Below are 13,525 nucleotides of genomic sequence, written 5' to 3' on the forward strand. Positions count from 1 at the left end.
GATTTTATTGATTTTATTTAATCCATCCTACTTTAAGTGTTATAATGGTATTAGAAAAAAAATCGTACATTCAAATCGTTGATTTTACTAAACCGAGAAGAATAGGTGAAAAAAGGATGAGCCAAGTCAAAGATGTGCAACCGATTCGAGACAAGCAACAAATAGAGGACATGAAATGGTCTTTGCGGAAATGGTGTGGGGAACGTGATTATATTTTATTCCTTATTGGTATCAATACAGGGTTACGGATTGGGGATCTGCTTAAATTAAAGGTGTCTGATGTTAGACGAAAAAAGAAAATTGTCATCCAAGAAGGAAAAACGAAAAAGCCAAGAATGATCAATTTAACGAACATCTATGATGAAGTACAGGAATACGTCAAAACAGTTGATTCAGAATGGTTATTTCCTTCTAGAAAAGGTGATAAGCCCATAACACCGACACAGGCATACCGGCAATTAAACAAAGCAGCAGAAATGGTAGACATTACGGAAGGTATCGGAACACACACCATGAGAAAGACATTCGGCTACTGGTTTTACAAACAGACAAAGGATGTTGCTAAACTCCAAGCGATTTTAAATCACAGTCATCCAAGCATTACTTTACGGTACATTGGGATCACTGAAGAAGAAATCGAAAAAGATTTAGAGAGTTTTGTGTTGTGAGGATGTCCATTTTTTGCTCAATTTCCGGCCTCTAGAATTGTCCTAGAAGTATCTTAATGTGATTCAATTGTAGTAACATTTGCGATAATAAAAAAAGATGTCATTATGTAATCAACGGTGATAAAGAGAACCGCCAAAGAAACAAGCTACCTTACGGTATGAAAAACCACCAGGAAAACCCAGCCCAAATGGACTAGGCCTACGTTGGAAAGTATATGGTGGACAGTCAATACCAATTTTTATTTATGCGTTCGATTAGATCAGACTTTATTTTAAATCTTTACTTAGTTGTGATTTTAAAATGAAGCACTTTTAGTGATAAGGAAGTAAGTAGCTATTTAACTTTTGTGGTTGCCATCCACAATTAACATTTATAATTTGTATTGGATTGTTTAACTTTCATTAATTCATTGCTTGATTTATGTTTGTCTGTTCTTAATACAAGCAATTGTCCAAGTAAAGCGACTAAGACAAGAGAACCTGCAGCAAACGGAAGGTGGGAAGGTGACAATCCTGCTAGCATGACAATGCCACCAAGTGCTGAACCTATTGCACTACCTAGATAATTAGCAGAGCTATTTAATGCAACAGCAGCTGCACCGTGATTAGGTTGTGAGAGAAGTAATACATGTTGTTGTGGAGCTTGTGATGCCCATCCCATTGCTCCCCAAAGAACAAATGGTACAAATGCTATAATGGGAAACTTAACTGCTGATGGTAAACTAAACATGGAAACTGCTAATATTGCTAGAATACTAGCCATCAGTAAAGATGGACGACCGGTACGATCAATTAAAGTTCCAATTGAAAAACTTCCTAATACTCCTCCAATACCCCATGCCCATAAATATGGCGTAACAGTATTAACTTCAGTTAAGTTTTGCAAAATTGATGTTATATAAGTGTAAAGGCCTAAGCTCGCAACACTAGTTATAAAAGTGATACCAACAGTTATCGAAACTTGTTTATTGGTCATCATTGTAAAGCGTTGGCGGAGTGAAGGTGGAGCTGAAACTTCAAAATTTGGAAACCATATTATAATCCCAAGCATTGCAATAAAACCAATTACTGTTACTAAACTTAAAGTGCCCTGCCATCCTAATTGGCCAGCAATTATTAACCCTACAGGAACCCCTACAACAGTTCCCATACTCATACCACCCAGGGTCATACCGAGAGCGCGACCTTGTTTTTCCTTTGAAACAAGGTATGCAGCAGCAGCTGCTGCTAAGGGTGAGTAAAGACCAGCACCAACACCAGCTACTGCACGAGATATAAGTAGAAAAGTAAAATTTGGAGCTAGCGCACTAGCTCCATTTGAAATAGAAAATAAAGCTAGTGCCAGTACTAATACTTTTCGTACTGGTTTTCCAGCTAAAAGTGTTGCAAAAATTGGAGCTGCTAATGCATAACAAAGTGTAAATACACTTACAGCTTGCCCCGTTTGAGAATCATTTATATTAAATGTTTCTCCTATATCTGGTATTAAACCTGCAATTACATAGGCATCAAATCCAAGCGCGAACATGCCTACAGTAAGCAGTAGAACTTTTTTCATGTTGTGACCTCCGTCGTTTTCAAAAAATATATTGCCTTAGCCAAGGCGTTCTAAGCTTTTTTCATCGTTGTAAACATCTCGTTTATTACCAACTACATATTTAACGGGTCCAATTGTTTTAGCATCACTTTCTATAGTATTTAATAGTCTTTGAAGCTTTATCGCAGTTTGCAGATCAGGAAATGGTTGGAGAGGTTTTTTTCCCTTTAACACATATCCAGTTACATCAGTTACTAGGCGAATTAATTTTCTAATTGTTTCAAGTCCCGGATCACTATCATTAGTGCTTGTTTTCATATCAACGATTATATTTTCATCAGAAGGGGTTTTCTCCCAAATTCGGAGGTAATCAATATCCCATACTGGTGTATCAAATACCATTGTAGCATAAACTAACTTTTTTTGAGGAGAGGCAAATACCAAATCGACCTCCCGTTTTCTAACAATATTTACAAAGCTGCTATATCCAGTTACAACAGCTTTGTCTAAATAAGCTGTTATAGCAACACTATCAAGTACATCTGACCCTGATATTGAGAAATCCGAACGAACTCCCTGAATATTTTTTAACTTTAGCTCAGAGTCTGGAGCACAAATCCATTGAACAAGATCCAAAGGATGTATTATTTCACTTATTACACCTGCAGTTGGTCTATGATCGTTAATCCTATCTTTACCCCAATAAAAATTGGCACGAACGAGTCGCAAGTTATGCTGCTCAACATATTCCTTTAAAACAATTGTTGCATCAGAGTAACGTTCAACAACATCAAGACAGAACCCAGAAATATCTTTTAAATTATTTTCCAAAAGTTCTAGGTCGTCATATGTATTTGCCAACGGCTTTTCACAAATAACAAAACCTGTATATCCATTTAATTTTTTTATAACATTAGTATGGAATTCATCATTTACACTTACAACTACAATCTCAGGGTTGAATTGCTTTATAGCCATATCTATATCTTTGAAATATGTAATATCACTACGTTTTGGATTTCTACTAACGTATGCAAAATTAATCTTAGCATCTATATTTTTATTTATATGAGAAAAAGCACGAAGAAATCTTGTTCCAGCATATCCCAATCCAACTATTAATACATTCATAACTTTCCTCCCAATTGTTAAAGTTCTTTCAATAACAGTTGCTCTCCAGAATCAATAAATCCGATCTTTTCATACAATCTTCTTGCCATAGGGGTAGTTTGTAAAGTAACTTTTCCAACTTTATTAATCTCAAACCAGTTAAGAATATATTGCATTACCAATTCAGCAATCCCTCTTCGACGGTGCTCAGGGTGGACGACAACTGTTTGTATCCAACCAACTTTTCCATTTAGACACCCTCTCATTGGTGCTCGCTCATCAATAATCCCTATTGCACAAGCCAATATGTTTGAACTGTTATGTTCATTGGCAACTGCAACTCTTACTTTTTCATTAGTATTTATATGCATATGAAGCCATTTTCTATAACTCTCTTGCCAAGCTGCTTCTTCTTCAGGAGTTTTAGATACGTAATGCCCTATCCCTTCACTAAGTAAAAACTTTCTAAGTTCAACTAGGCTGTCAATATCACTAATAGTGGCTTTTCTAACTATAGGTGTTGCACTATTTTTCATAAAATATCCCCCGTATAATCTTAAATAGTTATTTTTTAGTATAATAAGACGACTTATATATTTAAGATTTTATACATGCTGTATTTGTACTGATTTAGTGAAAGGAATATCAAAGTATTGGAAGACTTCTTTTAATGCACTAGTTAGCTGTAAAATTTGTTCTTCGGTATGATTAGGTGTGACATTAACTCTAAAACGTTCTGTGCCAACTGGTACAGATGGTGAATTAATAGGTTGTAGATAAACTTGATGTTTTTCAAGTAATCGTTGAGATGCTAATTTACATTTTTTTGCATCCCCAATTAAAACAGGGAGAATATGTGTTTCACTAGATTCCATAATTGGAATCCCAGCTTGACTAAGTGATTCACGTAGTATTTGGGTTTTTCTATGTAATTCGTTTCTTTCCTTATTAGAAGTTTTTAAATGTTCCACACTCGCATAGCATGCAGCGACAATAGCTGGTGGAAGAGATGTGGTAAAAATAAAACCAGATGCAAAAGAGCGAACTCCATCAATTATTGATGATGGCCCAGTAATATAACCACCAATGACTCCTATTCCTTTAGCCATTGTTCCTTGAATAATATCTATACGATCCGAAACTCCTAGTTTTGCAGATATGCCTGCTCCACGTGGTCCATACATACCTATAGCATGTACTTCATCCAGAAATGTTAAAGCATTGTATTTACTAGCAAGATCTACAATTTCCCCTATTGGAGCAATATCACCGTCCATTGAATATACTGATTCGAACACAATAATTTTTGGACGGTCTAAGGGTTGAGCTGCAAGTAATTCTTCTAGATGTTCAACATCATTATGTTTAAATACTGCCCGTTCAGTTTTAGTACTGCGTATTCCATTAATAATAGAGGCGTGGTTAAGTTCATCTGAAAATACTATACAATTAGAGAAAAGACGAAGTAAGCATTGGAGTGTTGCATCATTTGAACTATATCCTGTTGGAAACACCAGGGCGGCTTCTTTGTTATGCCATTCTGCTAATGAAGATTCAAGTAAAGTATAATGATAATGTGTACCACCAATGTTTCTTGATCCTCCTGAACCCGCGCCGTATAATCTAATTGCATTATGCATTGCTTCAGTAACTACAGGATGCTGGGACATTCCTAGATAGTCATTGCTACACCATACGACAATTGGTTGCGCATTTTCCTGTCCGTTCAACTGTGCTAATGGGTATTGGCCATTTATTCTATTGAGGGTAACGAATTCGCGGTATTGTCCACTTTCTTTTAAAGATTTTAGTTTATTATCAATGATCTCCAAGTACATATTTTTTTTCTTTTCCGAGTACATACTTTTCCCTCCATGAAAAAATTTTTCATTCAAAAAAAACATCATTCTCGTAAAAAATATTCTTTAAAGGAAATCAACTCCATTTCATGAATTATATTACAATTATAATGTTACCATAAATTTACCACGAAATGTAAATGTTGGATATTGTTTTTGTAAAATTATTCAAAAAATTTTTGCCTAGTAATATTGTTTTGCGTTTTGTACTAACCGTCAAAATGATACTGCTTTCCCTTCTCATGACACGATAGCAAAAAAGCGTCAATGAGTAAGAAAAGCCATTGAATGTGTTAAGAAATTTGAGGAATTGGGCAAAGAGGGAATGGGAAAAGGTATTCTAAAAGAATGGATGATTATTACAAATTCTGATTTTACTAAAACGTTTCAGGATAAATAAAAATGGACTGTACGACATGAACAGTCCAACTAAATGTCCCTTAGTTAGTGTAGGAGATACCATGATTCACCAAAAAAGAATCCATACAATCCTGATGGCGTAGAATGGACTCTTTTTCTCCTTCTCACCAATGTCAAAACCCAAAAAAAGCATATAGAATCTATATAGAATAATATGTAGATTTTTATGTAGAAATCATACAAAAACCATATAGAAACCATATAGAAAACTCACTTTTTTTGACCCCATCGTTTATCAGGCACTGCCTGATCCCACACCTTCGGTGGGGGCAAAAACTCCTTATGCTCTTGCATAAAAAAAAACCATAAATTAACACAAAAGTTCTTGTCGAAATGGTAGACTGATAGTAACATTAAAATTAAGTTAATAGGAACGGAAAATGAAAAAGGATTCTCGACGTGTGTAAGTAGTGGGCCAACACTCTTACACCGTTCGCCGTAACCACCCTACGGCAAACACCTGTCAAGAATCCCTGCATTAACTACTGTTTTTATATTCATATTGTACATTGGAAACAGTCAGTTGCGCAAGGGGTTAATTTTAGAACATTTAGGACGTGTTTGCCAAGAGATGGCGGCGCGTCCTTTTTCGTTTCCGAAAAATTAGAAGGAGACGAAAAAATGCAAATCATCACTAACGAACAATTTACAGAACTTAAAGAGATTGAAAGAGTGACAGAATTCATTTACAAGAGACGGAAAATCAAATATGAACTGATGAATCGAATTGCTGAAGCATTAGGCCGCAAATTCCGTAAAGCCCAAAAAACAACATTGGTTATTGATGAAATTGTGTGGAAGGCTACTGATCGCGGCTTTTCGTTCAATGGACGTGAAACACTAGCAGAAAAATTAGATGTCTCATTGCGAACAGTAGACAACGCTATCAGACTTTTAAAAGATTCTGGCGAAGTTGTTGTTTGCTATAGGGAAAATCCGAAGTCCAACGGAGCCAAAACACCTGTATTCATTTTCCGCAGCCATGCGAATTTTGAACGTATTGCATCTATTTTGGATTTGTCACTTTGCGAAGAAGTTTGCGAAGTAGAAAACACCGAAAAGCCTACGGCGCCAAAGGATTCACCGTTAAATACGTTTGCTACCATTTTAGGTTTACCTTTTGATAACAAGATTAATAGTTATGTTAAAGGAGAAATCCAACCTTTGGAAAAAATTGTTAAATATGTGGCGATTAAAATCAATGAAACACAAAAACGAACTAACCGTGGCATTAAGTATCTATCGGCTTATGTTGACCGTGTACTCTCTGATGAAATGAGACGAGCCAAAATCGAGGAACTTAAACGCCAACAACAAAATCATATAACGGTCAAACCTTCTCCTCGTCCTGTGTTTTATAACTGGCTTGAAGACGTGAAAGGAAATAAAAGTGATCTGGATACTCTAGGTATCTATTAATCAAAAAGGGAGATCTTCTGAAAACAAGATTGAAGCATGATTGTGAACTACCCTCCACTTATCAACCTTACGGTTTGATTGAAGTGGGGGCTTCTCGGGTAATCCCGTCTAATGACAGAAAATTGACCGAGCTAACCCTCTCGTTCCGAAAGTTATTATTCTTTATGCTAATAAGCGTAATCCCTCATTTTTGATATTGATTGCTGAATTGTGATCGCAATCTAATACAAAGCCGCAAGAACATTTATATACACGTTCAGATAATGGCATTTCTTTTTCCTTGCCGCAACATGAACACTTCTTAGTGGAGGGAAACCACTTATCAATTTTCACAAGTTGTTTCCCCTGTTCTTTTAGCTTATACGCTAAGAAAGTAGTGAACATCCCCCAGCCGTTATCATGAACGCTTTTTCCAAAGTTGAGGGCTTGAGACATGCCTTTCATGTCTAAGTCCTCAATAATCACAGCGTCATAGTTTGTTGCTAATTCTTTTGACTTATGATGAAGAAAGTTTCTGCGCTGATTCGCTGTCTTTTCATGTAGCTTAGCCACTTTCAGGTGTTGTTTTTCCCATCTTGCAGAACCTTTCTTTCTTCGAGAAAGAATTCGTTGTGCTTTTGCTAATTTATCTAAGGCTTGCCGATAGTAACGTGGGTAATTGGCTTTCTTACCCTGTTCACTCTCGACATATAGACCATCCATAGCAAAATCCAAACCAACAACTTTCTGTATTTTAACTGGACGAATATCTTTCTCATATTCTGTCAAAATTGAAATGTAGTATTTGCCTGTCTTTGTTTTAGAAATAGTGCAAGATTTGATTTTATAATCAGCAGGTATCTCTCTATGCTGTTTCATTTTTATTGGCTTTTTGATTTTTGGCAGTTTGATATGACCATTTTCTAGCTTAATATTTCCGTTGACCATATTAGTTGTATAGGATTGTTTTGCTTTACGATTTTTGAACTTTGGAAAATCCGCATTTCCTTCAAAGAAATTCTTATAAGCAGTCTGTAAGTTCATTTGTGCATTTGCCAAAGCTAAAGAATCCACTTCTTTTAGGAATGGAAATTCACTTTTATATTTTGGACGGGTAGTATTTTTTCGCCCTTCGGGTTCGCTACGCCGAAAAAATCTCCACCCTAAACCCTTGCATTCCGAAATTCGGCGGGTGCTGGCCTGTCGCCAAGCCGACCAGACTCAAAACGAGGATTTTCGGAGGTCAGCTTGCTCCGTCCATTGTACCCGCCGAACCGCCCAGCTCATCCGTCCGTGATGGGTATTCTTACGCCATATTTAAACACGCAGAAAGACCGTGGGGGCTAGCCCCCACACCCCCAGCCAGCCTCCCACCTCAAAACGAGGGGAAAGGCAAAACCGTAGAAGCCTTTATTTTGGCTTCTAGGCCTTTTTAAGGCTTACCCCTTATAAAAAAGTCTAGTAGTCTATAAAAATCGCCATATGGGCGAATATAGGGCGAATAAGCCCTATTAGAAACAATTATTTGGACAAACAATTCCATATTATTGTAAAATTGTTGTGATACATTTTTCGGATAGTTGGAATAAAATGATCAGCAAAGTAGAGTCAATGACCGGGACTGAACTAGTTGTTTTTCACTGGGAGTCTATCAATAAATTCTTAGATTTTGCTGCAAACTCTGGTGATACCATAGAGGGTGCATTGACAAGTTATCTTGTTAAACATGGTTTTAATAAAACAGTTGCTAAATATGTTTCTAAAGCTTTTGTTTTGGTCGTTTTCTAAATAAGGGATTGATAGGTGATGAGTAAAAAAAATCAAATTTTTTTAGCTATACTTTTATTTTTATCTGTGCTGGGTTTCATTATTAATATGATACTTGATCCTAGACCTCGTTTGCTTAAAGCTTATAATTTGCTAGTTGTTATTGCTTGGGGTGTATTTGTTTTTCGTGTAGGCAAGGAAAAAGGTAAATTTGGTTAATTTTACGGAAGCAAGAAGCCTTTAGCGCTAATAAGCGCTCCTGGAGAGGACTCCTATATTATGATTATGGGAGTCCTCTTTCTTTTCCGCCGGGAGAGGGCAAATTATGGGGAAGTGTCAACGGTAAATCGGACAAGAACGTGTAGAAATTCGTATGCCTAAGACGATATTAGAAAAATTGGAGCAATATCAAAAAGAAAATGGGATTCCAACTAGAACAGCCGCAATCTTAGAATTGTTGAGAAAGGGATTGGAAAAATAACTTTGGCTAAAGCCAACCGAAATTCATCTCCCACCTACTCATTGGTGCTATTCGCACCTTCACATTCCTAGAGGATGGGAGACTTCTTTCGGAAAGACGTTAAAGGATACGATATGACCTGTGTTGAAATATGTATCTAGAGGTGAATGGGTCATGAATAACAACAACATTGGGAAAGAATACGGCACTAAAGATATAGCGAATATGGTCGACATAGCGGAATCAACGGTAAGAAAATACGCTCAAGCATTGGAAAAAGCAGGTTATAGATTCATAAAAAACGAAAATGGATTCAGGATCTATACGGATAACGATGTTTTTGTTTTCAATGAAGTAAAAAATTTATCTAAAAAGAACGCCATGCCAGTGGAACGTATTGCGAAAATGATCGTATTCAATCAGAAACAAAAGATACGAGATGAAGCGGAAAGCGATACACTTGAAAAAATCCAGTCAAATCAACAAGAGTCAAGCGATATAGCACAATATGATAACCGATTCAATAAGTTGATGGATCAGTTGGATAAACTCAACATGATTGAAGATATAGTAAAAGAGCTTCAAGAGATCAAGGAAGTCAATAGACAATTAACGGAACGAGTTCAAGAACAAGAAAAATTCATCAAAGAGTCATTGGAGAAACGTGATCGACAACTTATGGAATCATTGAATCACGCTTTAGAATTTAGGCAAGCTAGAATCGAAGCCGCCATAGCAGAAAAAGAGACACAAAAAGGTTTTTTTTCACGTTTCCTTTCCAAAAAAAGGAAAGGAAAATAAGAAGGCTGATACAAAGGTGTATCGAACCTCGAAAATTGTGCACTATGGGGCTCTAAGACAAATTTATTTTTCGTTATGCGTATAAGTGTTTTGTTAAATGCAAAATTCGGCTTCATTTTGTCGACGAATTTTGGAGACCTTGCTCAGTGGTTAGAAGGGAGTGAAGACTCATGAAATATTCAAAGGAGACGTTACAAAAGAAATTTGCATCTGTAAAAGCTTCACTTGAAATCGAAGGCTTAAAAGTAACGAAAGAAATTGAGGATCTAGTCATTGCAAAAGCAGCAGGAGAGATTTCTTTTGAACAGTTTAAACGTAAAGCAATTAGGTTGGCAGGGAAACAGTGAATCGGTATGCTGCCCTCGACCTCTGTTTCAATACTGTCTTTTAACCAAAAAAAATAATCCACCCTTGAGTTTATAGGCCACGGGTGGATTATTCTGCCTAAAGCCGATCCCCCCTTGAAGATCGTATCCGTATTATACACGATTACAATTGTATCACGAAACTGATAAAAATATTCTGAAATATCTGAGATTTCAGCGTGGTAGAAAAATGCAAGAGCATAAGGAGTTTTTGCCCCCACCGAAGGTGTGGGATCAGGCAGTGCCTGATAAAACGATGGGTACATAAAAAAGGCGATTCGCCCACAAAAAGTCCACTAAAGTCCCACGAATAGCCCACTAAAATCCCATAAATGGTCCACGCTTATCCCACGTTTGTCCCACTTTTTTTGCTATGAATCTAAGAATAATTTGTCTGCAATAGGCTCCTTTCTAAGGATGAATAACGGCAGAGAGTGGCGCTTTTTTAAATTCATGAAAAAAATCGTCTTATGCTCTTAAAAAGAAACAATTCAGCTGCTAAAGTATTTGAAATTGAATTTAAAGAAAGGAGTCGTTTTTATGATTCAGACAATTGTTTCAATTATTAATACTGGAGTAATTATATTAAATATCATGTTCCCAACTCTATTTAAAAGGGTGGGAGAGTATCAAGAGATTCAGATATTTATAGGAGGAAACTTTAATGAAAAAACAAATTATCCACGTAACTGTTGCAACAGCACTTTTACTTTCTGTATCTACATCTTTTGCAGTAAATGCAAAAGCACAGACGGTAACAAACCAAGAAGCGAATACAAAACTATCTCAAAAAGAAATTCAAAAGCTCATAGAGTTAGAAATTGAATTGCAAAAACATGGAATTTCGGCAGAAGATATTCAATATGGTATCCAATCCAATCTTCCACAACAAGCACAACAAGATAGTGGTATTACTACTCTAGGTGTAAAATCAACTGCTGCAAAAGTTGCCGCAAAATCTATGATTAGTAAACTGCAAAAAATTGGAAAAGTGTCTTGGGATAGAACAGTTAGAAATTACATAGCCAAACTTCCAATTTCAAGTAGTGCAAAAAGCACACTAAAAAAATACTTAGCATATCAATTTGTTATGAGTACTCTTAATGTTGTTATTGACTTTAGTGGAACAATAGAAGATGCTATAGAAAAACGATTGAAAAGTATTGGCGTGTCAAGTTGGTTAGCAGGAATCACAGCTAGAGCAATTGTATTTTTACTATTCTAAGCAAATAACAGGAGATGGAAATAATGAAATCCCTTTTGAAATTTCTGATTGTTGTAACAGGTTCGTATTGTCTCGGTCATATCTTTTTTGATTATTCGGAATTAAAAATAGTAACAAATGTGATTCAAACATTATTCTTCCTTTTTGCATTTATTTATTTTACTGTTTATCGGAAAACACCCAAAGATAAAAGTTCTAATTAAAAACCTACGAAACTGTGAACTACCCTCCACTTACCACCCTTTCGGGTTGCTTGAAGTGGGGGCTTCTCGGGTAATCCTGTCTCATGACAGGAAATTGACCGAGCTAACCCTCCTGTTCCGGGAGTTTGTATTTTCATGCTAATTCTAACAAGCGCAATCCTTCATTTTTGATATTGATTGCTGAATTGTGATCACGATCTAATACAATGCCGCAAGTACATTTATATACACGTTCAGATAATGGCATTTCTTTTTCGTTCCCACAACGGGAACATTTTGATTATACCAAAATCTTTGGAGGTTATTTATGTACTTCAAGTTTTCTCTTCTTAGTTTTATAACTGGTCTAATAATGATTTTTGTTATTCAATTAGCAACATTTTATAGAAATTTACAAATAAAAACGGGGAGAATGGATGGAGATACGACCTATACTCTATTAAGTTCTAGTTTAATAGTTATTCCGATAATTTTATTTGTTTTAGCGCTAATCTTTTTTCAGTTGCATATCAAAGATAAACAAAAACATTAAAAATCTCTTATTTGGGCTTGTACGTGGTTTTAAGAATACGATGATATAGGTAAATAAAAAAAAGAGCAATTCCTATTATGAGGAATTGCTCTTTTTTTCCATATCTACGAAGTTAAAAAGATATGGAAAAGGCACAATCTCTGTAATCAGTTATAGCACCTTTTATTTTTGATTACAAATTATGGGGAAGTGTCAACGGTAAATCGGACTGAGTGAGGAACGAACGAGGGAGAATTTAAGGAGTTGACACGAGCGCATGATTTACACCCTCTTGGCATTAGCCCTCTATGTGCGCCCGGCATGTACATGAACTATAGGGTGTAAGTCCCGAACCCCGAAGACAGAAGTAGAGGTTAGCGAGTGGCAGCATCTTTTTCAGCTTTAACTTTTTTTTCTCTGTAAGGCTATTGAGAGAAGCTCTTGATGCTTTTTATCTTTTTACAAAAAAGTATGTATTTTGTTCAAACACTCAGTTACAATTTCGGGTGGTGCTTGATCCTTAATTTGAATCTTTCTGGATACCCAATCTAAACTTTTAACTTGATCAGTCAAAATAGCTCCCTGAATGGCTAAACCTTCTGGGAGCTCTACTTCAAAAGGCCAACCCTTTACTGTGTTTGTAATTGGACAAATAAGTGCAAATCGTGTTATTTCATTAAATTCTTTCGGGGACAATACAATACCTGGGCGACGTCCTGCTTGTTCGTGTCCAGATTGTGGGTTGAAATTTAGATAAACCAAATCCCCACGGTCTGGTGCTTGGGTCAAATTAATTCATTCCCTTCAATACCAAAATCAATTTCCTTATGACGATTTTCCGGCTTTGCTTGCTTTAAAAGTTCTTCTAACGTGTATTTCTTCTGTTTTGGAACTAATGTGATTTTCTTATCATCTATAACTCTTAACTCGATTTCGGAGCCTTGATGAATCGCAACTCGCTCAGCAACATCTTTAGGGATACGAACTGCAAGACTATTTCCCCACTTTTGAACAGTTGTTGCCATTGCCATAGTTTCCACCCCTTCTCCTTTATTGGAATTCAATTATACCACCTTCCGTCATTTAAGTATATACAAAGTATATACATTTTCGCAAAAAATGATACGTATCAAGTTCCCTAACTTTCCCCTACCTTTTTCAGTTTTGAACAAATGTACGAATTTGTATAAAATCATACATT

General features: G+C 36.2%; 13 protein-coding genes and 2 pseudogenes. 7 read left to right on the forward strand and 8 right to left on the reverse strand.

What is annotated here, in order from left to right; translation table 11 throughout:
• The first annotated feature begins 116 nt into the window (after positions 1-116).
• Positions 117-668 carry a site-specific integrase gene (locus NST81_RS17415; RefSeq protein WP_341030546.1) on the forward strand — a complete coding sequence of 184 codons (552 nt, stop codon included), beginning with the start codon at positions 117-119 and terminating at the stop codon, positions 666-668.
• A 364-nt stretch (positions 669-1,032) separates the two neighbouring features.
• On the opposite strand, the gene NST81_RS17420 is transcribed toward NST81_RS17415, so the two are convergent.
• The 4 genes from NST81_RS17420 to hemA form a co-directional block, all read right to left on the reverse strand.
• On the reverse strand, positions 1,033-2,226 hold the full coding sequence (locus tag NST81_RS17420) for an MFS transporter (protein ID WP_341030547.1): 1,194 nt from the start codon (positions 2,224-2,226) through the stop codon (positions 1,033-1,035).
• Positions 2,227-2,262: 36 nt separating this feature from the next.
• Positions 2,263-3,336 (reverse strand): Gfo/Idh/MocA family protein, encoded by a 1,074-nt coding sequence (locus NST81_RS17425; RefSeq protein WP_341030548.1) that lies wholly within the window; start codon positions 3,334-3,336, stop codon positions 2,263-2,265.
• 17 nt (positions 3,337-3,353) lie between these two features.
• Positions 3,354-3,851 (reverse strand): GNAT family N-acetyltransferase, encoded by a 498-nt coding sequence (locus NST81_RS17430; protein WP_341030549.1) that lies wholly within the window; start codon positions 3,849-3,851, stop codon positions 3,354-3,356.
• Positions 3,852-3,920: 69 nt separating this feature from the next.
• Positions 3,921-5,153 (reverse strand): 5-aminolevulinate synthase, encoded by a 1,233-nt coding sequence (gene hemA, locus NST81_RS17435; protein WP_341030552.1) that lies wholly within the window; start codon positions 5,151-5,153, stop codon positions 3,921-3,923.
• A gap of 1,062 nt (positions 5,154-6,215) precedes the next feature.
• Here hemA and NST81_RS17440 point away from each other — a divergent pair.
• The gene (locus NST81_RS17440; RefSeq protein ID WP_341030550.1) at positions 6,216-7,013 is read left to right on the forward strand and encodes an HTH domain-containing protein; all 798 of its coding nucleotides are present in this window, start codon (positions 6,216-6,218) and stop codon (positions 7,011-7,013) included.
• 162 nt (positions 7,014-7,175) lie between these two features.
• Here NST81_RS17440 and NST81_RS17445 read toward each other — a convergent pair.
• Positions 7,176-8,108, reverse strand: a pseudogene (locus NST81_RS17445) (RNA-guided endonuclease InsQ/TnpB family protein); the annotation flags it as partial.
• Positions 8,109-8,582: 474 nt separating this feature from the next.
• On the opposite strand from NST81_RS17445, the gene NST81_RS17450 reads away from it, so the two are divergent.
• From NST81_RS17450 to NST81_RS17470, 5 genes are all read left to right on the forward strand, one after another.
• Positions 8,583-8,780, forward strand: a complete 198-nt coding sequence (locus NST81_RS17450) for a hypothetical protein (protein ID WP_341030551.1) — start codon at positions 8,583-8,585, stop codon at positions 8,778-8,780.
• A gap of 18 nt (positions 8,781-8,798) precedes the next feature.
• Entirely contained in the window at positions 8,799-8,978 is a 180-nt protein-coding gene (locus NST81_RS17455) for a hypothetical protein (RefSeq protein WP_004439447.1), read from the forward strand.
• A 415-nt stretch (positions 8,979-9,393) separates the two neighbouring features.
• Entirely contained in the window at positions 9,394-10,020 is a 627-nt protein-coding gene (locus NST81_RS17460; protein WP_328202412.1) for a hypothetical protein, read from the forward strand.
• A 170-nt stretch (positions 10,021-10,190) separates the two neighbouring features.
• Complete coding sequence (locus NST81_RS17465; protein ID WP_328202414.1) at positions 10,191-10,367, forward strand: antitoxin VbhA family protein; 177 nt, start codon at positions 10,191-10,193, stop codon at positions 10,365-10,367.
• A 682-nt stretch (positions 10,368-11,049) separates the two neighbouring features.
• Complete coding sequence (locus tag NST81_RS17470) at positions 11,050-11,610, forward strand: hypothetical protein (protein WP_328202417.1); 561 nt, start codon at positions 11,050-11,052, stop codon at positions 11,608-11,610.
• 336 nt (positions 11,611-11,946) lie between these two features.
• Here NST81_RS17470 and NST81_RS17475 read toward each other — a convergent pair.
• The 3 genes and pseudogenes from NST81_RS17475 to NST81_RS17485 all read right to left on the reverse strand — a co-directional run.
• A pseudogene (locus NST81_RS17475) lies at positions 11,947-12,090 on the reverse strand (zinc ribbon domain-containing protein); the annotation flags it as partial.
• Positions 12,091-12,783: 693 nt separating this feature from the next.
• Positions 12,784-13,113, reverse strand: coding sequence for a type II toxin-antitoxin system PemK/MazF family toxin (locus NST81_RS17480; RefSeq protein ID WP_003352727.1), 330 nt, complete (start codon positions 13,111-13,113; stop codon positions 12,784-12,786).
• Positions 13,110-13,349 (reverse strand): AbrB/MazE/SpoVT family DNA-binding domain-containing protein, encoded by a 240-nt coding sequence (locus NST81_RS17485; RefSeq protein ID WP_081473003.1) that lies wholly within the window; start codon positions 13,347-13,349, stop codon positions 13,110-13,112. Before NST81_RS17485 ends, NST81_RS17480 begins: the two co-directional genes overlap by 4 nt.
• Positions 13,350-13,525 lie beyond the last annotated feature (176 nt).

Source organism: Bacillus sp. FSL W8-0223 (assembly GCF_038006805.1).
GTDB lineage: Bacteria > Bacillota > Bacilli > Bacillales > DSM-4216 > Bacillus_O > Bacillus_O smithii.

Coding starts and splice junctions, on each gene's coding strand:
- NST81_RS17420 (WP_341030547.1), bottom strand. CDS start 2,226: ATGAAAAAAGTTCTACTGCTTACTGTAGGCATGTTCGCGCTTGGATTT.
- NST81_RS17425 (WP_341030548.1), bottom strand. CDS start 3,336: ATGAATGTATTAATAGTTGGATTGGGATATGCTGGAACAAGATTTCTT.
- NST81_RS17440 (WP_341030550.1), top strand. CDS start 6,216: ATGCAAATCATCACTAACGAACAATTTACAGAACTTAAAGAGATTGAA.
- NST81_RS17415 (WP_341030546.1), top strand. CDS start 117: ATGAGCCAAGTCAAAGATGTGCAACCGATTCGAGACAAGCAACAAATA.
- hemA (WP_341030552.1), bottom strand. CDS start 5,153: ATGTACTTGGAGATCATTGATAATAAACTAAAATCTTTAAAAGAAAGT.
- NST81_RS17465 (WP_328202414.1), top strand. CDS start 10,191: ATGAAATATTCAAAGGAGACGTTACAAAAGAAATTTGCATCTGTAAAA.
- NST81_RS17450 (WP_341030551.1), top strand. CDS start 8,583: ATGATCAGCAAAGTAGAGTCAATGACCGGGACTGAACTAGTTGTTTTT.
- NST81_RS17485 (WP_081473003.1), bottom strand. CDS start 13,349: ATGGCAACAACTGTTCAAAAGTGGGGAAATAGTCTTGCAGTTCGTATC.
- NST81_RS17455 (WP_004439447.1), top strand. CDS start 8,799: ATGAGTAAAAAAAATCAAATTTTTTTAGCTATACTTTTATTTTTATCT.
- NST81_RS17430 (WP_341030549.1), bottom strand. CDS start 3,851: ATGAAAAATAGTGCAACACCTATAGTTAGAAAAGCCACTATTAGTGAT.
- NST81_RS17460 (WP_328202412.1), top strand. CDS start 9,394: ATGAATAACAACAACATTGGGAAAGAATACGGCACTAAAGATATAGCG.
- NST81_RS17470 (WP_328202417.1), top strand. CDS start 11,050: ATGAAAAAACAAATTATCCACGTAACTGTTGCAACAGCACTTTTACTT.